The following is a 26,818-nucleotide window of genomic DNA, read 5'->3' on the forward strand; positions in this document are numbered from 1 at the left end:
CGCTACTGGCCGCGCTTCGCCGTCAACTCCGCGATACGTACAATCACCTGTACCGCTTTTTCCATCCCCTCCAGCGTCACAAACTCATGTTTACCATGATAGTTATATCCGCCGGTAAAGAGATTAGGACACGGCAGGCCCATAAACGACAGTTGCGCCCCGTCTGTACCGCCGCGAATCGGTTTCATCTCCGGCGTAATATGACAGTCGCGCATGGCCTGCTGGGCGATATCGAGAATATGCGGATGTTCAACTACTTTTTCGCGCATATTGTAATAACTGTCTTCAATCACAAGTTCGATATAGCAGTCCGGATGCAGCCCCTTACCGACTTTTTTGGCAATCTCCATCATTTTGCGTTTACGCGCTTCAAACTGCTTACGGTCGAAATCGCGAATGATGTAGTGCATTTCGGCCCGGTCAACGGTGCCTTTCATGCTGGCCAGATGATAAAACCCTTCGTAACCTTCAGTGGTTTCAGGCGCTTCATCCGCCGGCACTTCCGCGTGAATCCTCGCCGCCAATGACAGCGCATTGACCATCACGCCTTTCGCCGTACCGGGATGCACGTTATTGCCGACGATTTTGATATTCACCGAGGCGGCATTGAAGTTTTCAAACTCCAGTTCGCCCACGCCGCCGCCGTCGACCGTATAGGCCCACTGCGCGCCAAACTCCTCAACATCGAAGTGCTTCGCGCCTTTCCCTACCTCTTCGTCAGGCGTAAACGCCACTTTAATGTCGCCGTGGGGAATAGGATTACCTTTCAGCACCGCCAGCGCGGTCATGATCTCCGCAACGCCGGCTTTATCGTCCGCGCCCAGCAATGTCTTACCATCGGTAGTAATCAGCGTCTGTCCCAGTAATTGATGCAGTACCGGGAACATCACGGGTGACAACACCTCATCGCCAATCCCTAATGCTATATCGCCGCCGCGATAATTCTCGACAATCTGCGGGTTAACGTTTTTACCGCTGAAATCCGGAGAGGTATCCACATGGGAGATAAAACCAATGGCGGGAATATCCCCCTCAACATTGGCCGGGAGCGTCGCCATCAACGTCCCTTTTTCACTTAATGTAATGTTAACCAGCCCCATCTCTTCGAGCTGCTGTTTGAGCAAACGTAGTAACTTCCACTGCCCCTCAGTGCTGGGAACCTGCCGAACACCCGACTTTGATTGGGTATCCAGCGATACGTAGTGTAAAAAACGCTCAAGTAGTTTATCCATGCAGTCACCCTCACTTTTCGTGACAACATTATTAATAAGCAAGAAAAGACAAATATTGCGTCAGGTCACTTTTATCCCTGCAAACAAGAATATTTCACTTTGACACGTTTTCTGACTATAAAGCTAAGTCAGTAATTCGCAACAAGGATTGGCGATCACAGTGGTTTGCCGTAGAATGACCGCCCTCATTAAGAGTGATTAAGGTGGTTAACCACAAACCCCGCAGCGGTCAGCCATCCGTTGCGTTTACATGGGACAGAGTAAGAAATTGAATAAACAACCGCGTTCGCTTTCACCGCTGGTGCTTTTGTCGGGAATTAGCAAAAGTTTCGATGGCAAAGAGGTCATTTCACAACTGGATTTGACCATTAACAATGGCGAATTCCTCACGCTGCTTGGCCCTTCCGGCTGCGGTAAAACAACCGTTCTTCGCCTGATTGCCGGCCTGGAAACCGTTGATGCCGGGCATATCATGTTGGATAACCAGGATATCACCCACGTTCCCGCCGAAAATCGTTATGTGAACACCGTATTTCAAAGCTACGCTTTATTTCCGCATATGACGGTGTTTGAAAATGTCGCGTTTGGCTTACGGATGCAAAAAACGCCAGCCGCCGAGATTGCGCCCCGCGTGACCGATGCGCTGCGTATGGTGCAGCTTGAAGAGTTTGCACAACGTAAACCGCACCAGCTTTCCGGCGGACAGCAGCAGCGTGTGGCTATCGCCCGCGCGGTGGTGAATAAACCTCGCCTGTTATTACTGGATGAATCGCTCTCCGCGCTGGACTATAAATTGCGCAAACAAATGCAGAACGAGCTTAAAGCATTACAGCGTAAACTCGGTATCACGTTTGTTTTTGTCACTCACGATCAGGAAGAAGCGCTCACCATGTCCGATCGTATCGTGGTAATGCGTAATGGCGTGATTGAGCAAGACGGCACGCCGCGTGAAATCTATGAAGAGCCAAAAAACCTGTTTGTCGCCGGTTTTATCGGCGAAATTAACCGCTTTGACGCAACCGTCATTGAACGGCTTGATGAACAGCGCGTCCGCGCCAGCGTAGAAGGTCGGGAGTGCAATATATACGTCAATTTCGCTGTCGAACCAGGCCAAAAACTGAACGTCCTGCTGCGACCGGAAGATCTACGCGTCGAAGAGATCAACGATGATAACCACATCGAAGGGCTTATCGGCTACGTGCGCGAGCGCAATTATAAAGGTATGACGCTGGAGTCGGTGGTTGAACTGGAAAATGGCAAAATGGTGATGGTCAGCGAATTCTTCAACGAAGACGATCCTGACTTCGACCATTCACTTGACCAAAAAATGGCCATTAGTTGGGTAGAAAGCTGGGAGGTCGTACTGGCTGATGAAGAACACAAGTAAATTCCAGAATGTAGTGATTGTCACTATCGTCGGTTGGCTTGTGTTGTTTGTTTTTCTGCCCAACCTGATGATCATTGGCACCAGCTTTCTGACCCGTGACGACGCCAGTTTCGTTAAGATGGTCTTTACGCTGGATAACTACGCACGCCTGCTCGATCCGCTCTATTTTGAAGTGCTCCTGCACTCTCTGAATATGGCGCTGATCGCCACCCTCTCCTGCCTGGTGCTGGGCTATCCTTTTGCCTGGTTTCTGGCGAAGTTACCGGAAAAGATACGTCCGTTATTGCTGTTTTTGCTGATTGTTCCTTTCTGGACCAACTCACTGATCCGCATCTATGGGTTGAAAATATTCCTGAGCACTAAAGGTTATCTCAATGAATTCCTGCTGTGGCTGGGCGTGATTGATACGCCGATTCGCATCATGTTCACCCCGAGCGCCGTTATTATCGGCCTGGTTTACATTTTGCTGCCGTTTATGGTCATGCCGCTCTACTCCAGCATTGAGAAGCTCGACAAACCACTACTGGAGGCCGCACGCGATCTCGGCGCCAGTAAAATGCAAACGTTCATCCGCATCATTATTCCATTAACCATGCCGGGCATTGTCGCCGGTTGCCTGCTCGTGATGCTACCGGCAATGGGCCTGTTCTACGTCTCCGATTTAATGGGTGGCGCGAAAAACCTGCTGATTGGTAACGTCATTAAGGTACAGTTCCTGAATATTCGCGACTGGCCGTTTGGCGCGGCTACCAGCATTACGCTGACCATTGTGATGGGACTCATGCTGTTGATTTACTGGCGGGCTTCCCGCTTATTGAATAAGAAGGTGAGTGATATAAGCGATTAATTGCGCAACGCTAACAAATCCATACGCATTCAGGCATGAAGTTTATTCAAGGGTAAACTTCATGCCTCCGGCATAAAAAACGCATGAAAGCAGTTGCCGCCAGTATTGCAAATCTACAGCATCATCCGCGCCAGGCCTTCTTTTATTTTTACCTGTAGCGACGCTATCACAGACAGTAATGCGTTTATACGCGAAGCTCTCAGGTTTTATACTGATTGCCAGTCTCTTTTAAAAATTATATTACATCCGATGCGCCCGCAGTAGAGATAGAAAGGGCCGATTTAATCAATTATGTAGTCATTTTTACTCCAGTATAAGTGAGATTAATATGCCGATTACTATAGGGAATGGTTTTTTAAAAAGTGAAATCCTTACCAACTCCCCAAGGAATACGAAAGAAGCATGGTGGAAAGTTTTATGGGAAAAAATTAAAGACTTCTTTTTTTCTACTGGCAAAGCAAAAGCGGACAGTTGTCTACATGAGATGTTGTTTGCCGATCGCACCCCCACACGAGAGCGGCTTACAGAGATTTTTTTTGAGTTAAAAGAGTTAGCCTGCGCATCACAAAGAGATAGATTTCAGGTTTATAATCCTAATGAAAATGATGACACTATTATTCTTCGCATCATGGATCAAAACGAAGAGAACGAATTGTTACGTATCACTCAAAATACCGATGCCTTTACCTGTGAAGTCATGGGGAATGCTTATTTTTTAATAAAAGATCGCCCCGATATTTTAAAACCGCATCCACAAATGACGGCCATGATTAATAGAAGATATAGCGAAATCGTAGATTACCCCCTCCCTTCGACATTATGTCTCAATCCTGCTGGCGCGCCGACATTATCGGTTCCATTAGACAACATAAAGGGGTATTTATATTCTGAATGGAGAAAAGGAAATTTAGATGAGTGGAAAACGCAAGAAAAGGTAACCTACCTGGCAGCGAAAATTCAGTCTGGGATTGAAAAGACAACGCGCATTTTACAGCATGCGAATATATCCGAAAGTACTCAGCAAAACGCATTTTTAGAAACAATGACGATGTGTGGCTTAAAACAGATTGAAATACCACCACCGCATACCCACATACCTATTGAAAAAATGGTAGAAGAGGTTTTACTGGCGGATAAGACGTTTCAGGCGTTCCTTGTAACGGATCCCAGCGCCAGCCTAAGCATGTTAGCTGAGATAATCGAAACCCTCTCTGATCAGGTTTTTCACGCCATTTTTAGAATAGACCCCCAGGCTATACAAAAAATGGCGGAAGAACAGTTAACCACGCTACACGTTCGCTCAGAACAACAAAGCGGCTGTTTATGTTGTTTTTTATAAAATCAGACGACGCTTTCTCAAACGTCACGTTCAGGGTTTACTCACGTACTCCATGTTTGCCTACAGAGTAACCTCTTGCCTGGCGCAATAATGCCGCATATGACCGGATCGGATGAGAATAGTCATTTAAATGGCCTTTTTTTCCCGCTCGTCTGGCAATTTGTTGTAAAATTCGCGGCTTCAAGCGGCAGCTTGCTTCTTCCTGGCTGCTGATAACCGCGAGACGTTTTGGAGAGATTTTGGAGAAGAGAAAAAATTGATCATTTTCAATACTCTAAAAGCACCCCATCCTCTGAATAAGAAGGTGGAACTTGAATGATCGGTCGGCTGCTCCGTGGCGGTTTCATGACTGCCATCTATGCGTATCTGTATATTCCCATCATTATTCTGATCGTGAACTCCTTCAACAGTTCGCGGTTCGGCATTAACTGGCAGGGCTTTACCACTAAATGGTACGAACTACTGGTCAATAACGACAGTCTGTTGCAGGCCGCTCAACATTCACTGACGATGGCGATTTTTTCAGCGACCTTCGCCACGTTGATTGGCTCGTTAACCGCGGTGGCGCTTTATCGCTACCGCTTTCGCGGGAAGCCATTCGTCAGCGGGATGCTGTTTGTAGTAATGATGTCGCCGGATATCGTGATGGCGATCTCCCTGCTGGTGCTGTTTATGTTACTCGGCATTCAACTGGGCTTTTGGTCGTTGCTGTTCTCGCACATCACCTTTAGCCTGCCGTTTGTGGTCGTCACGGTCTATTCGCGCCTGAAAGGCTTTGATGTCAGAATGCTGGAAGCCGCAAAAGACCTGGGGGCCAGTGAGGTAACGATTTTACGCAAAATCATTCTGCCGCTGGCGATGCCGGCGGTGGCGGCGGGCTGGTTGCTGAGCTTTACGTTGTCGATGGACGATGTCGTGGTCTCGTCGTTTGTCACCGGGCCGGGCTATGAAATTTTACCCTTAAAGATTTATTCCATGGTAAAAGTCGGCGTTTCACCAGAAGTGAACGCGCTGGCGACCGTTTTATTGGTGCTGTCTCTGGTAATGGTCATTGCCAGCCAGCTTATTGCTCGTGATAAAACCAAGGGCCGATAAGGCCCGTAATTCAGGGGACGTTAAATGAAAAAATGGTCACGCCACCTGCTCGCGGCGGGCGCCCTGGCGCTGGGTATGAGTGCCGCTCATGCCTCCGACAACGACACGCTCTATTTCTATAACTGGACTGAGTATGTGCCGCCGGGCCTGCTGGAACAGTTCACTAAAGAGACTGGCATTAAGGTGATTTATTCGACCTACGAGTCGAACGAAACCATGTATGCCAAACTCAAAACCTATAAAGATGGCGCGTATGACCTGGTTGTTCCTTCTACATACTATGTCGACAAAATGCGCAAAGAAGGCATGATCCAGAAGATCGATAAGTCGAAATTAACCAATTTCCACAACCTCGATCCGGAAATGCTCAACAAACCGTTTGACCCCAACAACGATTATTCCGTTCCATATATCTGGGGCGCAACGGCAATTGGCGTGAACAGCGATGCTATCGATCCAAAAACCATTACCAGCTGGGCTGACTTGTGGAAACCGGAATATAAAAACAGCCTGCTTTTAACCGACGATGCGCGAGAAGTCTTCCAGATGGCGCTGCGCAAGCTAGGTTATTCCGGTAACACTACCGATCCGAAAGAGATCGAAGCGGCATATGAAGAGTTGAAAAAACTGATGCCGAACGTAGCGGCCTTCAACTCCGATAATCCGGCGAATCCGTATATGGAAGGGGAAGTCAACCTGGGGATGGTGTGGAACGGTTCGGCCTTCGTTGCTCGTCAGGCTGGCACGCCGCTGGAGGTCGTCTGGCCGAAGGAAGGCGGTATTTTCTGGATGGACAGCCTGGCTATTCCGGCGAACGCGAAAAATAAAGAGGGCGCGCTGAAGCTAATCAACTTCCTGCTGCGTCCTGACGTCGCGAAAGAGGTGGCAGAAACCATCGGCTACCCTACCCCCAACCTGGCGGCGCGTAAGCTGTTAAGCCCGGAGGTCGCCAATGATAAGTCGCTCTATCCGGATGCGCAAACCATCAGCAAAGGCGAGTGGCAAAACGATGTCGGCGACGCCAGCGCCATTTATGAAGAGTATTATCAAAAGCTAAAAGCAGGACGCTAATTCAGCCAAAGCGCCTGTCGGGCCTACAGATGAACGTAACGTGAAATGTAGGCCGGATAAGGCGTTACCGGGCAAACAGCACTACAGCCCTTTCAGGAATTTATCAACAAATTCCGGCACAACCTGGCTTGCCGGGCCGTAGTGCTTCTCTTCAAACTCGCTGCCGACCTGGCTTGGCTCAAGATTCAGTTCCACCGTATGTGCGCCGTGCAGTTTTGCTTCATGCACAAAACCCGCAGCCGGATAGACATGACCGGATGTGCCAATGGCGATAAAAATATCCGCCATCGACAGCGCCATATAAATTTCATCCATGCCAAGCGGCATCTCGCCAAACCACACCACGTGCGGACGTAGCGGCGCCGGGAACTGACAGCAGTGACATTTATCTTCCGGCATCACATCACCGTTCCATTCCAGAATCTGGCCACTTTGCGAACAACGCACCTTCAACAGCTCGCCATGCATATGAATGATGTTGCGATTGCCCGCGCGTTCATGCAAATTGTCGATGTTTTGCGTCACCAGCAAAAAGCGATCGCCAAGCGCTTCTTCAAGCTTCGCTAACGCCAGATGCGCCGCATTGGGTTGTATTTCCGGCTGTTGAAGCTGCTGACGGCGGGCATTATAAAATGTCTGCACCAGCCCCGGATTACGGGCGAATCCTTCCGGCGTGGCCACATCTTCAACCCGATGCTCTTCCCAAAGGCCATCCGCCGCGCGAAACGTACGAATACCAGACTCTGCAGAAATTCCTGCACCTGTAAGGACTAATACTCTTGGGTTTTCCATCATTTCCGGCACCACTCTGTCTCTGAAAAAGATCCGCTGGCGCAGACGTTCACGCAACAGACGTTTATTTTTACGAAAGCGGCTTAATCGATGAAACCGACGCGACTGCATAACAACCTCTTTTTTTGATTAGTCGGTAAGATGTAAAAAAGCAGCACCGCGCATCCCACCTGCATCCCCATGCCGCGCACGCTCAATGCGCGGCGCGCGGGCAACAGGGAGGAGATGGCGCGGCAGTCTTTCCGCCAGTTGCGTTGTTATTGCCGTAAAGTTCGATAGTCCGCCGCCGATCACTAATAAATCGGGATCGACAATCGTCAGTATATTCCCCAGACAAACCGCCAGTAAATCCAGATAGCGCTCAACATGCGCGTGCGCCTGCTCATCGCCCTGCTCCCACAACGCGATAATCTCCGGCGCCTGCAGCGATTGATCATAATAATGCTGATATAGCCACGCAAACCCGCGCCCGGACAGATAATTCTCAATGCAGCCCATCTGACCGCATCCACAACGGCGGAGAGGAAAATCAAACCCCATCAACGTTAGCGCGTCAACCGGCAAACGCATATGACCAAACTCGCCGGTGATATAGCTCTGACCGGTAATCGGCTTCCCGTTTAGCACCAGGCCGCCGCCGACGCCGGTGCCGAGGATAAGCCCCATAACCAAAGGATATTGCGTGAATTCATCATCCCAGGTTTCGGACAAGGCAAAACAGTTAGCGTCATTGTCCAGACGCACATCGCGATCCAGTCGGGCGCTGAGATCGGCGCGCAACGGCTTACCGCTGGCTGCCGGGACATTCGCGGCGTACAGCGTGCCGTCTTCGGTTTCCGGCATACCAGGTATGCCAATCCCTACCGACCCTTTTACGCCAAATCGCTGGTCGGCTTCCGCGACCAGCTCGCACACGGCGTCTAAAAAGGCGCTATAGCTGGTATGGGGCGTGGGAACCCGTTTTTCCCACTGCAGCCGCCGCGTTGAGTCAAATACGCCTAACGCAATCTTTGTTCCGCCAATGTCAAACCCGTAATACATCACCGCTCCTTGTTTTTATATTCCGCGATTACTGGCCGCTCAATACTCGCGCAGGGTCAATGTTGCTCGCCCGCCGCGCCGGATACCAGCTCGCCAGTAAGCTTAACAACAACGCCGTGACCAGTACGTAAACAACGTCCAGCCAATGTAATTCGGATGGCAGGAAGTCGATAAAATAGATATCGCCGGACAAAAACTGATGCCCGATCGCCTTTTCAATCCCATTAATAATGGCGGTAAGCTGAAGCGAAACAACAACGCCGATCGCCACGCCAATCAAACTGCCCAGCAAGCCCGCCAGTAGTCCGTACCAGACGAAAATGGCACGAATCAAACCATCTTTCGCCCCCAGCGTTCTTAATACCGCAATGTCGCCGCTTTTGTCTTTTACCGCCATCACTAAGGTGGAAACGATATTAAAACAGGCCACGCCGATCACCAGAATCATCGCCAGATACATAATGGCGCGAATCATCTGGATATCGCGATACATATAGCCGTAGGTGCCGATCCAGCTCTTAATGTAGACATAGCTGTTAGTCACCTCACCCGCGTCACGCACCAGTTTGTTCGCATTAAACACGTCATGGACTTTAAGCGCGATACCGGAAACGCTGGACCCCATATCCAGATACTGCTGCGCATCCTCAAGCGGGATCATGGCGAAGCTGTGATCGAGCTGGCCGCTCAGTTGCAGAATCCCGATGACATGCAAACGCACGCGTTTGGGCTGGAGCAGCTTATGGTCGGCATTCGCATTGGGGATCATGATGGACACCCAGTCGCCCTGTTTCACGTTCAGCGCATCGGCGACACCTTTGCCGATAATGATCTGCTGTTCGCCCGCTTTGAAATGATCCCAGGCGTGATTTTGCACAAATGACGGTAACGCGCTAAGCTGCTGCTCTTGCTTAGGGTCGACGCCTTTAACCTGAATGGCGCGCAAATTCGCCCCGCTCTCTACCAGGCCGGTAAAATTGATATACGGCGCGGCGGCGGCAATGCCCGGCACCTTCTGCACTTTTGCCAGCGCTTCACGCCAGTTAGTCCACGGCTGATTGACCGCTTCAATCTCCCCGTGTGGAACCACCGCCAGAATACGGTTGTTCAACTCGCGTTCGAAACCGTTCATCGCGCTTAAACCGACAATCAATACCGCCACGCCCAGCGCGATACCGATGGTAGAAATGACGGAAATGAGCGAAACCATACCGCCGCGCCGCCGCCCACGGCTGAAGCGCAACCCAATTAATAATGATAAAGGCGACGCCATTACTCAGCCCCCATCAGGCTCAGTTCCGCCGTCAGGCGACCATCGCGCATCTCAAGCTGGCGGCTCATACGTTTCGCCAGTTGCAAATCGTGAGTCACCACCAGAAACGCGGTTCCCTGCAGACGATTTAACTCGCCCAGAAGCTCAAAAATACTGTCGGCATTACGCGCATCCAGATTACCGGTCGGCTCATCCGCCAGTACCAGACGCGGGTTATTCACCAACGCGCGCGCTATCGCGACACGCTGGCGCTCACCGCCGGAAAGTTCCGAAGGTCGATGGGTTGCGCGATGCTCCAGCCCTACGGCGTGCAGCATTTCTCGCGCCCGAGCGTCAATCTCCGCCGGTTTCTTTTTGCCAATTAATAATGGCATCGCCACGTTTTCCAGCGCCGTAAAATCCGGCAGGAGATGATGAAACTGATAGATAAACCCCAGTTTCTGGTTACGTAATTCCGCTTTTGCCGCAGAAGAGAGTTTGCTCATCGGCTGGCCGCTAAAAATCACATCGCCAGAGGTAGGCGTATCCAGCCCGCCTAACAGATGCAGCAACGTACTTTTACCCGAACCGGAACTGCCGACGATCGCCATCATTTCGCCTTCGCCGATACTGAAGCTGACATCGTGCAACACGTCGGTTTGTACGGTGCCTTCCTGATAGCGTTTGCACAGGTTGTCGCATTGCAACAGGATCTTATTCATAACGTAAAGCCTCAGCGGGTTGAGTGGCGGCAGCGCGCCAGGAAGGATAAAGCGTAGAAAGCAGCGCGATGGCCATTGCCACCAGAGCGATAACGATCACCTGTAACGGCTCTATCGCCACGGGCAACGCAGCGCCATCCAGAAACGCGCCGATGATCGGCATCAGGTTATTCAGTTGGCTGGCAAGCAATGCGCCCAGCGCGGCGCCCAACAGCGCGCCGATAATCCCGGCGCTGGCACCCTGCACCATAAAGACCATCATAATTTGTCGCGGCGTCAGCCCTTGAGTTTGTAAAATCGCCACTTCGCCCTGCTTCTCCATGACCATCAGACCCAACGAAGTAATAATGTTAAAAGCCGCGACCGCCACGATGAGGCTCAGCAACAATCCCATCATGTTCTTTTCCATGCGCACAGCCTGGAACAACTCGCCTTTACGTTCGCGCCAGTCCTGCCACTTCGTGCCTTGCGGCAGCGTCTGTTGGCTGAGGGTATCGACTTGCAGCGGTTCATCCAGCCACAGACGCCAGCCGGTAATATTGCCTGCCGGATAGCGCATTAAACGCGATGCGTCCTGAATATTGACCAGCATTTCATAGCCATCGACCTCGCTATTGGCGGCAAATGTGCCAATCACCGTAAACAGACGCTGGCTGGGCAGACGTCCCATTGGCGTAAACTGGCTGGCAGATGGCACCATTAGCCGAATCTGATCGCCGCGGTTGACCCCTAACTGTCCGGCGAGCTGCTCGCCGAGGATGACATTATACTTACCCGGCTGTAATTCGCTTTGCTTCACATTGACCAGATACGGCGTTAACGGATCTTTTTGCGCCGGATCGATACCCAACATCACGCCAACCGCAACGCTACGCGCGCTTTGCAGTACGACATCGCCCGTCGTCAGCGGCGCAATACGGTTAACGCCTTGCAGATTCACCGCTTTTTCCGGCATCTGATTCGGGTTAAGAGAACCATGTTCAGCAGAGAGGATGGCCTGAGGCATCAAACCAAGAATGTTATTTTGCAGTTCGCGCTCAAAACCGTTCATCACCGACAATACCGTGACCAGCGCCATCACCCCCAGGGTAATGCCGATAGTGGAAAGCCAGGAAACGAAGCGACCGAAGCGATCTGCTGCACGCCCGCGCATGTAACGCAGGCCAATGAATAGAGCGACAGGTTGATACATGTAATCCGTCTGGTTGCTGTTAGCAAAGTCCCGAGTATATAAGCGAAAGCGGAATGCGTAAATGTCTGAACCGTAAGAGTTCGTCAGCGTTATTCTGAAAAAGGCCGACAAATCAAGTCACTTACATGTTCATACTTTACCTGTTCGGCGCGTTATCCGGCGGATTCAATTTGCTAATAAACAACGATCGCGGATAATAAAGAACATTGCTTATCAGTCATATGCCCCTGAATACCTGAGTCCTTCATGCTGTCCCGGCGCGCAGCCAACCATGAAGCAGCCTGAAGGGTGACGCGTAGAGTGCGGCGTAAAACAAAAAGAGATACTGACAACCGTTATGCCTGAAAAACAACGTTACACGCTGCCGACAAAAGCGGGCGATCAGCGCCAGTTGGGCGAACTTACCGGCGCCGCCTGCGCTACGCTGGTGGCGGAGATAGCCGAACGCCATGCCGGTCCGGTGGTACTCATAGCGCCTGACATGCAAAATGCTCTGCGATTGCATGATGAAATCCGCCAGTTTACCGATCAGATGGTCATGAACCTGGCGGACTGGGAAACGCTACCGTATGACAGCTTCTCCCCGCATCAGGAAATTATCTCTTCGCGCCTGTCCACACTCTACCAGTTGCCGTCGATGCAGCGCGGCGTCTTGATTGTACCGGTAAACACCCTGATGCAGCGCGTTTGTCCGCATAGCTATCTGCATGGTCATGCGCTGGTGATGAAAAAAGGCCAGCGGCTGTCCCGCGACGCTCTGCGCGCGCAGCTTGACAGCGCCGGTTATCGGCATGTCGATCAGGTGATGGAGCATGGCGAATACGCGACGCGCGGCGCGCTGTTGGATCTCTTTCCGATGGGCAGCGAACAGCCTTATCGCCTCGACTTTTTTGATGATGAAATCGACAGCCTGCGTCTGTTTGACGCGGATACCCAGCGTACGCTGGAGGAGGTCGAGGCCATCAATTTGTTGCCCGCGCACGAATTTCCTACCGACAAAGCCGCTATTGAGCTTTTCCGTAGCCAGTGGCGCGATACCTTTGAGGTAAAACGCGACGCCGAGCACATCTATCAGCAGGTCAGCAAAGGCACCCTGCCCGCCGGGATCGAATACTGGCAGCCGCTCTTTTTCAGCGAACCGTTACCGCCATTATTTAGCTACTTCCCCGCCAATACTCTGGTGGTGAATACCGGCTCGCTGGAAACCAGCGCCGAACGCTTTCAGGCCGATACGCTGGCGCGTTTTGAAAATCGCGGCGTCGATCCTATGCGCCCACTTTTGCCGCCGGAAGCCCTCTGGCTACGGGTAGATGAGCTCTTTTCCGAGCTTAAACGCTGGCCTCGCCTCCAGCTTAAAACCGACCATCTGCCGGAAAAAGCCGCCAATACCAATCTCGGTTTCCAGAAATTACCGGATTTGGCTATCCAGGCACAGCAGAAAGCGCCGCTGGACGCGCTGCGTAAGTTCCTCGAATCTTTCAGCGGCCCGGTGATTTTTTCGGTGGAAAGCGAAGGACGCCGCGAAGCGCTGGGAGAGCTCCTGGCTCGCATAAAAATCGCGCCGAAGCGGATATTACGCCTGGACGAGGCGCAGGATGCGGGGCGCTATCTGATGATTGGCGCCGCAGAACATGGTTTTATTGACACCCAACGCAATCTGGCTCTGATTTGTGAAAGCGATCTCCTGGGTGAGCGGGTTGCACGTCGCCGCCTGGATTCCCGTCGTACGATCAACCCGGATACGTTGATTCGTAACCTGGCGGAGCTCCACGTCGGTCAACCGGTAGTGCATCTGGAGCACGGCGTCGGGCGTTATGCCGGCATGACCACGCTGGAGGCTGGCGGCATCAAGGGTGAGTATCTGATGCTCACTTACGCCAATGACGCCAAACTGTATGTGCCGGTCTCCTCGTTGCATCTGATTAGCCGCTATGCTGGCGGCGCGGAAGAAAGTGCGCCGCTGCATAAACTGGGCGGCGACGCCTGGTCGCGCGCCCGGCAGAAAGCGGCGGAAAAAGTGCGCGATGTCGCAGCGGAACTGTTGGATATTTATGCGCAACGGGCGGCAAAAGAGGGTTTTGCCTTTAAGCATGATCGTGAGCAATATCAGTTATTCTGCGACAGCTTCCCGTTTGAAACGACGCCCGATCAAGCACAGGCGATTAACGCCGTATTGAGCGATATGTGCCAACCGCTGGCGATGGACAGGCTGGTGTGCGGCGACGTCGGCTTCGGCAAAACCGAAGTGGCGATGCGCGCCGCGTTCCTGGCGGTGGAAAACCATAAACAGGTGGCGGTACTGGTGCCGACTACGCTGCTGGCGCAGCAACACTATGACAACTTCCGCGACCGTTTCGCCAACTGGCCGGTACGCATTGAGATGCTGTCCCGCTTTCGCAGCGCCAAAGAGCAGACGCAAATCCTGGCGGAAGCCGCCGAGGGTAAGATCGATATTCTGATCGGTACGCATAAACTGCTACAAAGCGATGTGAAGCTGCGCGACCTCGGCCTGCTGATTGTCGATGAAGAGCACCGTTTCGGCGTGCGCCACAAAGAGCGAATCAAGGCGATGCGCGCCGATGTCGATATTCTGACGCTCACGGCGACGCCGATCCCGCGGACGCTGAATATGGCGATGAGCGGTATGCGCGATCTCTCCATTATCGCCACCCCCCCTGCCCGTCGTCTGGCGGTAAAAACCTTTGTCCGCGAGTATGATAGCCTAGTAGTAAGGGAAGCGATTCTGCGTGAAATCCTGCGCGGCGGTCAGGTTTACTATTTGTACAATGACGTCGAAAATATTCAGAAAGCCGCAGAGCGGCTGGCGGAACTGGTGCCGGAAGCGCGAATCGCTATAGGCCACGGGCAGATGCGCGAACGTGAGCTGGAACGGGTCATGAACGATTTCCACCATCAACGTTTTAACGTGCTGGTGTGTACTACCATTATCGAAACGGGGATCGACATTCCCACCGCTAACACGATCATCATTGAACGCGCGGATCATTTCGGCCTCGCGCAGTTGCACCAGTTGCGTGGCCGCGTAGGGCGCTCGCACCACCAGGCCTACGCCTGGCTATTGACGCCACATCCTAAGGCCATGACCACCGATGCGCAAAAACGGCTGGAGGCGATTGCGTCGCTGGAGGATTTAGGCGCCGGGTTTGCGCTGGCGACCCACGATCTGGAGATCCGCGGCGCAGGCGAACTGCTTGGCGAAGAGCAAAGCGGCTCAATGGAAACCATCGGCTTCTCACTCTACATGGAACTGCTGGAAAACGCCGTCGATGCGCTGAAAGCAGGCCGCGAACCCTCGCTGGAAGATCTCACCAGTCAGCAAACGGAAGTCGAGCTGCGAATGCCGTCGTTACTGCCGGATGATTTTATTCCGGATGTTAATACCCGGCTGTCATTCTATAAACGCATTGCCAGCGCGAAGAACGAAAACGAGCTGGAAGAGATCAAAGTGGAATTGATCGATCGCTTCGGCCTGCTGCCCGATCCAGCGCGTAATCTGCTGGATATCGCCCACCTTCGCCAACAGGCGCAAAAGCTCGGCATCCGAAAACTGGAGGGTAACGAGAAAGGCGGAACGATTGAGTTCGCCGAGAAAAACCACGTTGACCCTGCCTGGCTTATCGGGTTGCTGCAAAAACAACCGCAGCATTTCCGTCTGGATGGCCCGACGCGCCTCAAGTTTATTCAGGATTTAAGCGAACGTAAAACGCGTATAGACTGGGTACGCCAGTTCATGCAGCAACTGGAAGAAAACGCTATTGCATAAGCGTCAGGCCGGGCGTCATTACCCTGCGTCCGGCCTAATCTTTACAAATTCTTTGCACTTCCCTGCAGTTCCAGACACAGCCAGCCGCCATAATTCTTATTTCCTCTTTTATAAAAATAACCACATAATAATCATGGGTTTATTATAATGTTCAACAATACGCGACTCTCTCGCTGGTGGGCGTTGTTTGCGCTTACCGCGACCATCATGCTTGCCCTTCCCGCGCAGGCAAATACGTGGCCTCTTCCGCCCCCCGGCAGTCGACTGGTGGGAGAAAATAAATTCCATGTCGTTGAAGACGACGGCGGCTCGCTGGAGGCGATCGCCAAAAAATATAACGTGGGCTTTTTAGCCCTGTTACAGGCCAACCCCGGCATTGATCCTTACGTGCCACGCGCAGGCAGCGTGCTGACGATTCCGCTGCAAACGCTGCTACCGGACGCGCCACGTGAAGGTATCGTCATTAACCTCGCGGAATTACGGCTTTACTATTATCAACCGGGGAAAAATACGGTCACGGTCTACCCTATCGGGATTGGCCAACTGGGCGGCGATACCCTGACGCCAACGATGGTGACGACCATTTCGGATAAACGCGCCAATCCAACCTGGACGCCGACCGCCAATATTCGCGCCCGTTATAAAGCGCAAGGCATCGATCTCCCCGCCGTGGTGCCTGCCGGTCCCGATAACCCAATGGGGCATCACGCGATTCGTTTAGCGGCCTACGGCGGCGTCTATCTGTTACATGGCACGAATGCCGATTTTGGCATTGGTATGCGCGTCAGTTCCGGCTGTATCCGTCTGCGCGACGGTGATATAGAGACATTGTTCCGTCAGGTCACGCCGGGAACCAAAGTGAATATTATCAATACGCCGATTAAAGCCTCGGTGGAGCCAGGCGGCGTGCGACTGGTGGAAGTTCATCAGCCGCTGTCTAAAAATATAGGCGACGATCCGCAGGTGCTGCCGATTGTGCTGAATGGCCCGATGCAGACCTTTAAGGACGCGCCGCAGACCGACGCCGCGGTGATGGAACATGTTATGGAAGTGCGCTCCGGAATGCCGGTGGATGTAACCCGTCAATCAGAGGCGAAACCGCAGTCGCTGTAAGCGTGAATAGCTGACCGACAAAAAAGCCTCGCGATGCATCGCGAGGCTTTCTCTTTTTATTGTGGCAATCGCAGCGGCATTAATGAGGGTTAATGCTTACTTATAGATTACCGCCGTACCGTGAAGGGTATTCGGGCCGGTAACAGAGGTAATACGGAAAGACTTCGCCCCCATCTCCTGCGCTTTTTGCGCCAGCTGATCTTCCAGCGAGCCCAGATTCGTGCCGCCATTCGCGGAAATGGTGCCAAACTTCTGTTGACCTTCTGGCGTTGCCTGAACTTCAACGGCGGCGAAGCTGGCGAATGAGAGCGAACTCAGTACCACAGCAGCGATGAGGGTTTTTATGTTTTTCATAGTGATGACCTTTAGCAGATGAATGGGTGTCGTAAGCATTAACTTAACGATCGATAAGTTAATCATAGATGTGATCTACATCACACGTCAACTTCTTTTTATAATGATCGTTATATAATTTATAAAGATGTTATTTTTCATGTGAATAGAATTGATTTATTTTTCTAATGAATACTCTGGAGCCAGAAGTGGTTTGTTTTTATAATAGAGAGACCGCTCTTTAAACAGGTACAACGGCATCATGACAACGGATACCACGAGTTGCGCGAAGAAAAGCCGTGGCCGACCAAAAGTGTTCGACAGGGAAGCTGCGCTTGATAAGGCCATGACTCTCTTCTGGCAGCACGGCTATGAAGCAACTTCGCTTGCCGATCTCGTAGAGGCTACCGGGGCGAAAGCGCCTACTCTCTATGCGGAATTCACTAACAAAGAAGGATTATTTCGCGCTGTCCTGGATCGCTACATCACTCGCTTTGCCTCAAAGCACGAAGCCCAGCTCTTTTGTGAAGAGAAAAGCGTGGAATCGGCGCTGGAAGATTACTTCACAGAAATTGCCGCCTGCTTTACCAGTACGGACACGCCGGCTGGCTGCTTTATGATTAATACGTCCGCCACCCTCGCCGCCTCCTCACGCGATATCGCTCGCACGGTAAAATCACGCCACGCCATGCAGGAACAGACGCTCATCCAGTTTTTGCGCCAACGTCAGGAGCGCGGTGAAATTCCGGCGCACTGTAACCCGCAGGCGCTCGCGGAATATATCAACTGTATTTTACAGGGAATGTCGATCAGCGCCCGCGAGGGAGCCACCTTCGAACAACTGATGCAAATTACGCGTACGACCCTGCGCATCTGGCCTGAACTGCTCAAGTCCTGAACAACGCAGCTTCGGATAAAAAAAGCCCCTCAGCCTGAGCGAATGAGGGGCTAACTTGCAGAGTACAGCTTTTTTATGCTTTGTTATTCAGAACCAGTTGACCATTGCCGTCGAGGGGAATTTGCGTTCCGGGGTCTTTATCCATGCGGATTTTGCCCTGCTGATCGCCAATTTTATAGGTCACGTCGTAGCCAAGCATCTTTTCAGATTTGTCATACACCGTCTTACAGCGTTGCTGCGTGGTAGTATAAGTATCACTTTCCTGCATTGATCCCTGGATTTGATTGCCAGCATAACCGCCGCCCAGCGCCCCGACGACCGTCGCCACATCTTTACCACGACCGCCGCCAAATTGATGTCCAATCACGCCGCCTGCTACTGCGCCAAGCACCGAGCCGGCAATACGGTTTTCGTCCTGAACCGGTCTGCGATGCGTGACCGTGACATTACGGCACTCCTGACGCGGCGTTTTTACCGTCTCTTTAATCGGTTTAGCCGATATCACCTGCGCATATTGCGGACCACGATCAAATACGTTGAGACTGGCCACTGCCGCCACACCCAGCGCAGCCGCTACGCCAATCCCTATACCCGCCAACATTGATTTATTCACGGGAGTTCCTCCTTCGTTGCTATTGGTAACAATTTTGCAACCAGTATGCGAACAAAGCCAATCGGAATGAGGATGAAAAATGCGGGATGAGGCGGTAAAGCTGAAGGATTCGGACAACTCCGAAGCGAGTGATGGAGAAGCGCTCACCGGCGCGAGCAGCCGGTGAGGCGCAGAGAAATTAATGCAGTTTCAGGCGCGGACGAATGACGCGGTTAATACTGCCCACCAGCATCATCAGGCCAGTTTTAAAGTATCCATGCAGCGCTATCTGGTGCATACGGTATAGCGAGATATACACGAAGCGGGCGATACGTCCTTCAATCATCATTGAACCGCGGGTCAGGTTCCCCATCAGACTACCCACGGTAGAGAAGTTGGACAGAGAGACCAGCGAACCATGATCTTTATACTGGTAAGCTTTCAGCGGTTTGCCATTCATCTGCGCCAGAATGTTATTCATCGCGCAGGTAGCCATCTGATGCGCCGCCTGAGCGCGAGGCGGCACAAAACCTCCCTCCGGACGTGCGCAGGAAGCGCAGTCGCCAATCGCATAAATATCAGGATCGCGCGTGGTTTGCAGCGTCGGCTCCACCACCAGTTGGTTAATGCGGTTCGTTTCCAGACCACCAATCTCTTTCATAAAATCTGGCGCTTTGATACCCGCCGCCCACACCATCAGATCGGCCTGAATATATTCACCTTCTTTCGTATGCAGACCGCCTTCGTCGGCGCTGGTGACCATAGTTTGCGTCAGCACGCGAACGCCCAGTTTGGTCAGTTCATTATGCGCGGCGCTGGAGATACGCGGCGGCAACGCAGGCAGAATACGCTCGCCAGCCTCAACCAATGTCACGTTCAGCGCGTCGTTGGTCAGCCCCTTATAACCATAGCTATGCAGCTGTTTTACCGCATTATGCAGTTCAGCCGACAGCTCAACCCCCGTCGCACCGCCGCCAACGATGGCGATATTGACCTTACCGTTCGCGCCCAGATTAGCCGAATACTTGAGGAACAGGTTCAGCATCTCCTGGTGAAAACGGCGCGCCTGATGCGGGTTATCGAGGAAGATACAGTGCTCTTTCACGCCCGGCGTGTTGAAATCATTAGAGGTGCTGCCCAGCGCCATCACCAGCGTGTCATACGCGATTTTGCGCTCCGGCACCAGCAGTTCGCCCTTTTCATCACGCAACTCGGCAATGGTGATGGTTTTCGCTTCGCGATCGATATCCATCACCGACCCCAGTTGGAACTGGAAACCATGATTACGCGCATGAGCCAGATAGCTCAGCGCATCCACACCTTCGTCCAGAGAGCCAGTCGCCACTTCGTGCAGCAATGGTTTCCACAGATGGCTGTGATTTCTGTCTACCAGCGTGATTTTCGCTTTTTTCTTGCGCCCCAGTTTATGGCCTAACTGCGTCGCCATTTCCAGCCCGCCAGCGCCGCCGCCGACAATCACGATCTTTTTTAATGGTGTAGTCAACGTGACCCCCTTAAATTTATTAACCAATTGTTAATTAAACGTTATTAGTATAGCCTTTAATTAACAACAAGTTACGTTAATGAGAATAAGCTTCTGATATGAGAATAGCATGAACGGTGCATTGGTCATACCAAAATTGATGTGCATCAAGTTTTCATGCTGAAAAGATAGACAGCTTGCGAGAATTGAGCATAAAAAAACCAGCCGCAAGGCTGGTTATCCGGTCACTGATAACGCCATATTGCCGGGGGCGTTACCCCAGCGTTTTAAACGCTTTGATACGTTGCAAATGCGGCGAAATATTTTTGAATTTGTGAGTCTGTTCCTCATCCCACACAATTTCATAATACGGGTGAAGAGCTTGCGCTGAGCGTTGGCTGTCCAGCGCTTCGTCATGACGCGAGAGGATCACCAGACAACGATCGCGATTTTTTTCGCGAAAGTTGGTCACGCACTTTGTGGCGATGTCCGCATATTCTTCCGGGCGATCGATTTTCCCCTCCATGTTTTCATAGGGGAACAGGTTCGGGTTAAAAACCACCTGACGGATATCGCACAAAAAGCCAATCCGCTCCGCCCAGTAACCGCCCAGCCCCACGCCACAGATTAAAGGGCGCTCGTCCACATTCAACTGCAACATTTTGTCCACTTCTTTCAGCAGATGCTGCATATCGTGCTTAGGATGCCGCGTACTGTAGCTTACCAGCCGAACATCCGGGTCGATAAACTGTAATTGCAACACTTTTTCATGGTTGCCCGGACTATTTGAATCAAAACCGTGTAAATAAATAATCATCTGGCACCCTCACGAAAACTCGAGTTAATGACCTGCTTTTTCTTCCTGCCAGCGTTCATGTAACTGGTTGAGCTGGGCGCTGGCTGTTTTCCAGCGTGCTGAGTCCATGAGCTCCCGGCGTGAAAATGAACCTTTATGATACAAACGTGTAACACGTTCTGCTTTGATCGGCGACAGATTATCCAACACGCTGACTGCGCCTTTACGATTATTGCAGACCAGAATCATATCGCAACCCGCATCCAGCGACGCCTGAGCGCGCTCAGCATAGCTGCCCATAATCGCCGCGCCCTCCATCGACAGATCGTCGGAGAAAATGACGCCGTCAAAGCCTAACTCCTGACGCAGCACCGTTTTCAGCCAGTACGGCGAACCGCTTGCCGGGCGTGGATCGATAGCGCGGTAGATCACGTGGGCAGGCATAATCGCATCCAGTTTATTCTCGCTAATCAGCGTGCGGAACACCGACATATCTTTGCCACGGATATCCGTTTCAGGACGTGGATCGCACGGCGTCTCTTTGTGGGAGTCCGCCGTGACCGCGCCGTGGCCGGGGAAATGCTTACCGGTCGTTTTCATCCCGGCGTCATGCATGCCGTCAATAAAGCGCGTTGCCATTGCCAACGCTTTTGCGGGATCGGCATGATAGGAGCGCTCGCCAATTGCCGCGCTGATATGCCCGACGTCCAGCACTGGCGCAAAACTGATATCAATATCCATCGCGATCATTTCGCTGGCCATCAGCCACCCTGCCTCCTGCGCCAGTCGTCCCCCCTCTTCCAGCCCATGCAGCGCAAAAAAAGATTGCGCCGCGGGCAGGCGGGTAAACCCTTCACGGAAACGCTGTACGCGCCCGCCTTCCTGATCGACGGCCACCACCAGATGGTTACGCGATGCCGCCCGAATCTGGCGCACTAATTCGCGCAGCTGTTCCGGGTCATGGTAATTACGCGTGAACAGAATAAGCCCGCCAACCAGCGGATGCGCCAGTATCTCGCGCTCCTCCGCATCCAGCTCACATCCTTCGACATTCAACATTACTGGGCCCACACTGCTCTCCTTATCCTTTCATACGTAGCTGGCGCCAGGTTTCATCGGCCAGCCTGATAAATTGTTGCTCGCCGGTTTGTCGCCAGCGGTATTCGAACCACCCTGCTTTTAGCATAATGACCCAGGGGTGCCATAATCGTATCTGTCGCCATAGCTGCCGGGCGTCGATTCGCGCGCGCGCGGCATAAGCGTCTGCCAGTTGTCGGTGCTGGCGTTCATCCTCAACCCATACTGCCGCCAGCTCCAACGCAATATCGCCGTCGCCGGCATACTCCCAGTCAATCAGTTTCAACCCGGCGGACGTTAATACTATATTGTCGCCATGGACATCCATATGCAAAGGCGCGAGCCGCAGCGGGCGAGGTTCTCCGTTTTTTTGCAACTGTTTGAGCCGCCGCAACCAAAACGGCGTACGCCTTGCCGGATCGCAACACGACCAGTACTGCGCCAATAGTGGCGATAGCGCGATACGCCAGCCAAAACGCGGCTGTTGATGCAAATGATACAGTAAGGCCGCCAGTTCGTCGGCATCTGGCAGAGCGGAATTTACCACACCATGCAGATATTCTACCGCCATCCAGCCTGGCGTATAAAAAAGCGCTCGCGGCGCAAGACTGGCCGGCAATTGGGATAAGGCGCGGTAATGACGTAAAAAATGGGCTGGTGGAGCGTCGGGGTCGTGATGACGACGCAGCACGACACGGTGAGTATCGTGGTCAATAATACAGCTCCCGCCGCTTAGCCCCTGCGATGCGGCGACGGCGGGACGATACTGGGGAAAATAGCGCGACAGGATCTCGTCGCGCGTTAAGGGATTATTGTTGTTGGACCGCACCTTTACCTGACCAGATTATCTCGCCCGTTTGCACCAGCATTAACTGCATCTGTAATGCAGGCGCGTTAACGTTACCGGATGCGCTGGAGTAAAGTACATATTGCGCCCCGACATTGCGCGCAATGCCAATAGCTTTACTGCGCGTTCCCAGACTATCCTGCGGAGACAACCCTAACTGCTGTTTTGCCATCGAGAGTTGCTGTACGGAGACCAGCGTAAATTTACCGTTGTTCGCCAGCGCATTACGTAACGTTTCCGTTGCCTCGTTCGCATTTAACGACCCATTCGTCCGGTTATTCACGCTGTCGACAAGCAATACGCTTCCGGCCGTCACGCCATCAGCCTGCAACATTTTGCTGACCAGCGGTTGCATCGCGCCGTTCCAGTCATAGTGGCGCACCTTAGGCGCTGGCTGGCCCGTTTGATCTTCATGTTCGATCGGCCCCGGTTGCTGTGGAATGGTTGGCACAGACGGCACAACAGGAGGCTGTGGTGGCTGCGCGGGTTGTTCTGGCGCTGGTTTTACCTCTTCAACTGGCGCAGGTTGACGTTGCGCCATACACCCGGAGAGAAATATCGCCAGCGCAGCAATGGCAGCGTAGCGATGCATTTTTGTCATCAAAATTCACTCCTCACAAATAAAGATAAAGCCTGACCTTATGCGCCCCCAGATAATTGGCGCTGCCAAATAGCGTTACCGACGAACGCGCGGGTATGGTTACGCTACGCGGCGCCTCCAGCGGATGCATCTCCAGCCCCCGCGCGTCATACCAGTAAAACCGATAATGAACGGTTATGGGCTCTTGCCTTTCGTTATAGACGCGGGAAGAGGCTGATGGCTGGATATCAGACGCCGTCAGCTCAGGCGGCTCTGCGGTCACGCCCGCCGCCAGAACCGTGGACTCCATCACCAGCGACTGCGCGTCGCTTACCGGAATTTCAGGGTGTGACCGGCAGCCGGTAAGCAGCAGCAAGCCCAGAGAAACCGCGATGCATCCTTTGATCATACTTACAAGCCTTTATGCGCCAGCATCGGGCCTAGCGGGCGGCCGCCCAGTAGGTGCATATGGATATGATAAACCTCCTGGCCCCCATGACGGTTGGTATTCATGATTAAACGATACCCATCCTCGGCAATGCCTTCCTGTTCGGCGATTTTCGCCGCCACGGTGATCATCCGACCTAACGCCTGTTCATGTTCCGCCGTCACGTCATTGACGGTTGGGATCAGAATATTGGGAATAATCAAGATATGCGTCGGCGCCTGCGGTGAAATATCACGAAAGGCGGTGACCAGCTCATCCTGATAAACGATATCCGAAGGGATTTCACGACGAATAATTTTGCTGAATATAGTTTCTTCTGCCACGACGTTTTCCTTTTTCATAATAGCCCTTGCAGCGCACATGCTACGCCGAGCCATACTGCGAGTATAGAGTATGAGCGAGTTACCGACGCTCTTTCAACTTTAACCCACGATTTATTAAGCGAAAAATGACTACATGCTGGACTTACCGCCATATCCCCCTGCCATGACGCCTTTGTACGCTTAAAAAATATTTTTAGTTTGCCTGTTTATACCGTTTTACACATTTAATACAAATGCGTATATTTCTCATTTGCATTTTTATGCGCATTAACTAGCAAAGAATGAAAAGGTTCAACGTCATACGTCCTGAACTTACCCCAATAACAAGCAAGGATTTTCAGATGTCTTTCATTCAATACCGCCGGGACAAACACCTTCAGTCCACCGCCGCACCGTCGCTGTTAGCTATGGGTATGGCGATGGCATTTATGCCTGCCGCCTTCGCGGCTGAGGATACCGTTATTGTCGAGGGCGCGACGACCGCTGACGCCGTAAACCGCGAAGAACAGGATTACAGCGTGAAAACGACCGCTGCGGGCACCAAAATGACGATGACTCAGCGCGATATCCCGCAGTCGGTCAGTATTGTCAGCCAACAGCGTATGGAAGACCAGCAGTTGCAAACCCTGGGCGAGGTGATGACCAATACGCTGGGGATCAGCGGAAGCCAGGCTGACTCCGATCGCATCAGCTATTACTCGCGCGGGTTTGAAATTGACAACTATATGGTTGACGGTATTCCAACGTATTTTGAGTCCCGCTGGAATCTGGGCGATGCGCTAACGGATACCGCGCTGTATGAGCGCGTGGAGGTGGTTCGCGGCGCGAATGGGCTGATGACCGGAACCGGTAATCCTTCTGCCTCAATAAATATGATTCGTAAACACGCCACCAGTCGGGAGTTCAAAGGTAACGTCTCCACAGAATACGGTAGCTGGAATAAGCAGCGTTACGTCATGGATCTGCAAAGTCCGCTCACCGCAGACGGCAATGTCCGTGGGCGCATCGTGGCGGGTTATCAGAATAATGATTCCTGGCTGGACCGCTATAACAGTGAGAAAGCGTTCTTTTCCGGAATTGTCGATGCCGATCTGGGTGCAACCACTGGCCTTTCAGCCGGTTATGAATATCAAAAAATTGATGTCAATAGCCCGACCTGGGGCGGTCTGCCGCGCTGGAACACCGATGGCAGCAAAAATAGCTATGACCGCGCGCGTAGTACCGCCCCGGACTGGGCTTATAACAACAAAGAGATAAATAAATTCTTCGTCACGCTTAAGCAGCGTTTTGCCGAAAGCTGGCAGGCGACCCTGAATGCGACCCATACTGAGGTCAAATTCGACAGTAAAATGATGTATATCGATGCGTTAGTCGATAAAGAGACAGGTACGCTAGTGAGTCCTTATGGCGCAAGCTACCCCGTGGTCGGCGGTACGGGCTGGAACAGCGGCAAGCGCAAAGTAGATGCCATAGATCTCTTTGCCGATGGCGCTTATGAGCTGTTTGGCCGTCAGCACAATATGATGTTTGGCGGCAGTTATAGTAAGCAGAATAACCGCTATTTTAGCGCCTGGGCGAACGTCTTTCCGGACGACATTGGCAACTTCAGCGCCTTTAACGGTAATTTCCCCCAAACCCACTGGGCGCCACAAAATCTGGCGCAGGACGATACCACGCATATGAAATCGCTGTATGCCGCTACGCGCATTTCGCTGGCTGATCCGCTGCATCTGATTCTTGGCGCTCGTTATACCAACTGGCGTGTTGATACACTGACCTACAGCATGGAGAAAAACCATACCACGCCGTATGCCGGGCTGATTTATGATATCAACGACAACTGGTCCGCTTATGCCAGTTATACCTCTATCTTTCAGCCGCAGAATAAACGTGACAAAGCAGGTCAATATCTGGCTCCGATTACCGGTAATAACTATGAAGCGGGCCTGAAGTCCGACTGGATGAACAGCCGCCTCACCACCACGTTGTCCGTGTTCCGCATTGAGCAGAATAACGTCGCTCAGGCAACCACTATTCCTATCCCTGGCAGTAATGGGGAGTTTGCCTGGAAGTCTACTGACGGAACGGTGAGCAAAGGCGTCGAATTTGAAGTGAACGGCGCAATTACCGATAACTGGCAGATGACTTTCGGGGCTACCCGGTATGTTGCCGAGGACAATGAAGGTAACGCCGTGAACCCTAATCTCCCGCGCACCAGCGTGAAGTTATTCACCCGCTATCGTCTGCCGGCGATGCCGGAGCTGACGGTCGGCGGCGGCGTGAACTGGCAGAATCGGGTTTACAAAGATACCACGACGCCGTACGGCACTTTCCGCGCCGAACAGGGCAGCTATGCGCTGGTCGATCTGTTTACCCGCTATCAGGTGACGAAAAATTTCTCCGTACAGGGAAACATCAACAACCTGTTCGATAAAACCTACGACACCAATATTGATGGTTCCATTGTTTACGGCGCGCCGCGTAACGTCAGCCTCACCGCCAATTATCAGTTCTGACAGACTGTCGGAGAGCGGCATATAAAGCGCCATTAAAAAAGGCAGCCGAATGGCTGCC

24 protein-coding genes are annotated in these 26,818 nt (G+C 52.4%); 9 read left to right on the forward strand and 15 right to left on the reverse strand.

From position 1 onward, the window contains the following. Positions 1 to 2: 2 nt before the first annotated feature. The gene (pepT, locus tag LDB27_RS12710) at positions 3 to 1,232 is read right to left on the reverse strand and encodes a peptidase T (RefSeq protein ID WP_000359412.1); all 1,230 of its coding nucleotides are present in this window, start codon (positions 1,230 to 1,232) and stop codon (positions 3 to 5) included. 250 nt (positions 1,233 to 1,482) lie between these two features. Here pepT and potA point away from each other — a divergent pair, with 250 nt between their 5' ends. From potA to potD, 5 genes are all read left to right on the forward strand, one after another. Further along, on the forward strand, positions 1,483 to 2,619 hold the full coding sequence (potA, locus tag LDB27_RS12715) for a spermidine/putrescine ABC transporter ATP-binding protein PotA (protein WP_000531582.1): 1,137 nt from the start codon (positions 1,483 to 1,485) through the stop codon (positions 2,617 to 2,619). Further along, positions 2,603 to 3,466: a spermidine/putrescine ABC transporter permease PotB gene (gene potB / locus LDB27_RS12720; protein WP_000799391.1), complete on the forward strand. Its 864-nt coding sequence runs from the start codon at positions 2,603 to 2,605 to the stop codon at positions 3,464 to 3,466. Before potA ends, potB begins: the two co-directional genes overlap by 17 nt. A 328-nt stretch (positions 3,467 to 3,794) precedes the next feature. After that, the gene (sifA, locus tag LDB27_RS12725; protein WP_001531091.1) at positions 3,795 to 4,805 is read left to right on the forward strand and encodes an SPI-2 type III secretion system effector SifA; all 1,011 of its coding nucleotides are present in this window, start codon (positions 3,795 to 3,797) and stop codon (positions 4,803 to 4,805) included. Between the two features lie 315 nt (positions 4,806 to 5,120). Beyond that, positions 5,121 to 5,900, forward strand: a complete 780-nt coding sequence (gene potC, locus LDB27_RS12730; protein ID WP_000580299.1) for a spermidine/putrescine ABC transporter permease PotC — start codon at positions 5,121 to 5,123, stop codon at positions 5,898 to 5,900. A gap of 24 nt (positions 5,901 to 5,924) precedes the next feature. Further along, entirely contained in the window at positions 5,925 to 6,971 is a 1,047-nt protein-coding gene (gene potD / locus LDB27_RS12735; protein ID WP_000759329.1) for a spermidine/putrescine ABC transporter substrate-binding protein PotD, read from the forward strand. 81 nt (positions 6,972 to 7,052) lie between these two features. Here the strand turns inward: potD and cobB are convergent, their stop codons facing one another. Genes cobB through lolC form a run of 5 tightly spaced genes read right to left on the reverse strand, consistent with a single transcriptional unit; the run spans position 7,053 to position 11,970 of the window. Beyond that, on the reverse strand, positions 7,053 to 7,874 hold the full coding sequence (gene cobB / locus LDB27_RS12740; protein ID WP_001191856.1) for a Sir2 family NAD+-dependent deacetylase: 822 nt from the start codon (positions 7,872 to 7,874) through the stop codon (positions 7,053 to 7,055). Positions 7,875 to 7,892: 18 nt separating this feature from the next. After that, entirely contained in the window at positions 7,893 to 8,804 is a 912-nt protein-coding gene (gene nagK, locus LDB27_RS12745) for an N-acetylglucosamine kinase (protein WP_225519850.1), read from the reverse strand. Between the two features lie 28 nt (positions 8,805 to 8,832). Next, positions 8,833 to 10,077 (reverse strand): lipoprotein-releasing ABC transporter permease subunit LolE, encoded by a 1,245-nt coding sequence (gene lolE / locus LDB27_RS12750; protein ID WP_000168091.1) that lies wholly within the window; start codon positions 10,075 to 10,077, stop codon positions 8,833 to 8,835. Further along, positions 10,077 to 10,778 carry a lipoprotein-releasing ABC transporter ATP-binding protein LolD gene (lolD, locus tag LDB27_RS12755; RefSeq protein WP_001033714.1) on the reverse strand — a complete coding sequence of 234 codons (702 nt, stop codon included), beginning with the start codon at positions 10,776 to 10,778 and terminating at the stop codon, positions 10,077 to 10,079. The genes lolE and lolD overlap by 1 nt, the downstream gene beginning before the upstream one ends. Continuing rightward, positions 10,771 to 11,970 carry a lipoprotein-releasing ABC transporter permease subunit LolC gene (gene lolC, locus LDB27_RS12760; protein ID WP_001518787.1) on the reverse strand — a complete coding sequence of 400 codons (1,200 nt, stop codon included), beginning with the start codon at positions 11,968 to 11,970 and terminating at the stop codon, positions 10,771 to 10,773. The genes lolD and lolC overlap by 8 nt, the downstream gene beginning before the upstream one ends. Positions 11,971 to 12,307: 337 nt before the next feature. Between lolC and mfd the strand changes: the two genes are divergently transcribed. Then, entirely contained in the window at positions 12,308 to 15,754 is a 3,447-nt protein-coding gene (gene mfd, locus LDB27_RS12765; protein WP_001114322.1) for a transcription-repair coupling factor, read from the forward strand. 147 nt (positions 15,755 to 15,901) lie between these two features. Further along, positions 15,902 to 16,867 (forward strand): L,D-transpeptidase LdtC, encoded by a 966-nt coding sequence (gene ldtC, locus LDB27_RS12770; protein ID WP_000482962.1) that lies wholly within the window; start codon positions 15,902 to 15,904, stop codon positions 16,865 to 16,867. Positions 16,868 to 16,963: 96 nt separating this feature from the next. Here the strand turns inward: ldtC and bhsA are convergent, their stop codons facing one another. Then, a complete protein-coding gene (bhsA, locus tag LDB27_RS12775; protein WP_000789664.1) occupies positions 16,964 to 17,221 on the reverse strand; it encodes a multiple stress resistance protein BhsA in 258 nt (85 codons plus the stop codon). Positions 17,222 to 17,462: 241 nt separating this feature from the next. Here bhsA and comR point away from each other — a divergent pair, with 241 nt between their 5' ends. Next, the gene (gene comR, locus LDB27_RS12780; RefSeq protein WP_000205986.1) at positions 17,463 to 18,098 is read left to right on the forward strand and encodes a TetR family copper-responsive transcriptional repressor ComR; all 636 of its coding nucleotides are present in this window, start codon (positions 17,463 to 17,465) and stop codon (positions 18,096 to 18,098) included. A 73-nt stretch (positions 18,099 to 18,171) separates the two neighbouring features. Here the strand turns inward: comR and LDB27_RS12785 are convergent, their stop codons facing one another. The 8 genes from LDB27_RS12785 to hinT form a co-directional block, all read right to left on the reverse strand. Further along, positions 18,172 to 18,711: a glycine zipper 2TM domain-containing protein gene (locus LDB27_RS12785; protein WP_001043449.1), complete on the reverse strand. Its 540-nt coding sequence runs from the start codon at positions 18,709 to 18,711 to the stop codon at positions 18,172 to 18,174. A gap of 178 nt (positions 18,712 to 18,889) precedes the next feature. Continuing rightward, positions 18,890 to 20,194: an NADH-quinone dehydrogenase gene (ndh, locus tag LDB27_RS12790; RefSeq protein ID WP_000211053.1), complete on the reverse strand. Its 1,305-nt coding sequence runs from the start codon at positions 20,192 to 20,194 to the stop codon at positions 18,890 to 18,892. A 253-nt stretch (positions 20,195 to 20,447) separates the two neighbouring features. Next, complete coding sequence (gene ycfP, locus LDB27_RS12795; protein ID WP_000587945.1) at positions 20,448 to 20,990, reverse strand: alpha/beta hydrolase YcfP; 543 nt, start codon at positions 20,988 to 20,990, stop codon at positions 20,448 to 20,450. A gap of 24 nt (positions 20,991 to 21,014) precedes the next feature. Next, positions 21,015 to 22,040 (reverse strand): beta-N-acetylhexosaminidase, encoded by a 1,026-nt coding sequence (gene nagZ / locus LDB27_RS12800; protein ID WP_000529340.1) that lies wholly within the window; start codon positions 22,038 to 22,040, stop codon positions 21,015 to 21,017. A gap of 10 nt (positions 22,041 to 22,050) precedes the next feature. After that, positions 22,051 to 22,875 (reverse strand): thiamine kinase, encoded by an 825-nt coding sequence (thiK, locus tag LDB27_RS12805; protein ID WP_001257339.1) that lies wholly within the window; start codon positions 22,873 to 22,875, stop codon positions 22,051 to 22,053. After that, positions 22,856 to 23,494, reverse strand: a complete 639-nt coding sequence (gene lpoB, locus LDB27_RS12810; RefSeq protein WP_000164359.1) for a penicillin-binding protein activator LpoB — start codon at positions 23,492 to 23,494, stop codon at positions 22,856 to 22,858. Before lpoB ends, thiK begins: the two co-directional genes overlap by 20 nt. Positions 23,495 to 23,507: 13 nt before the next feature. Further along, a complete protein-coding gene (locus LDB27_RS12815) occupies positions 23,508 to 23,882 on the reverse strand; it encodes a YcfL family protein (protein ID WP_000589563.1) in 375 nt (124 codons plus the stop codon). 2 nt (positions 23,883 to 23,884) lie between these two features. Then, positions 23,885 to 24,244 (reverse strand): purine nucleoside phosphoramidase, encoded by a 360-nt coding sequence (gene hinT, locus LDB27_RS12820; RefSeq protein ID WP_001532068.1) that lies wholly within the window; start codon positions 24,242 to 24,244, stop codon positions 23,885 to 23,887. A gap of 341 nt (positions 24,245 to 24,585) precedes the next feature. Here hinT and fhuE point away from each other — a divergent pair, with 341 nt between their 5' ends. Continuing rightward, positions 24,586 to 26,760: a ferric-rhodotorulic acid/ferric-coprogen receptor FhuE gene (gene fhuE, locus LDB27_RS12825; protein ID WP_000008418.1), complete on the forward strand. Its 2,175-nt coding sequence runs from the start codon at positions 24,586 to 24,588 to the stop codon at positions 26,758 to 26,760. Positions 26,761 to 26,818: the final 58 nt, after the last annotated feature.

It is taken from the genome of Salmonella sp. JXY0409-18 (assembly GCF_020268625.1).
Lineage (GTDB): Bacteria > Pseudomonadota > Gammaproteobacteria > Enterobacterales > Enterobacteriaceae > Salmonella > Salmonella enterica.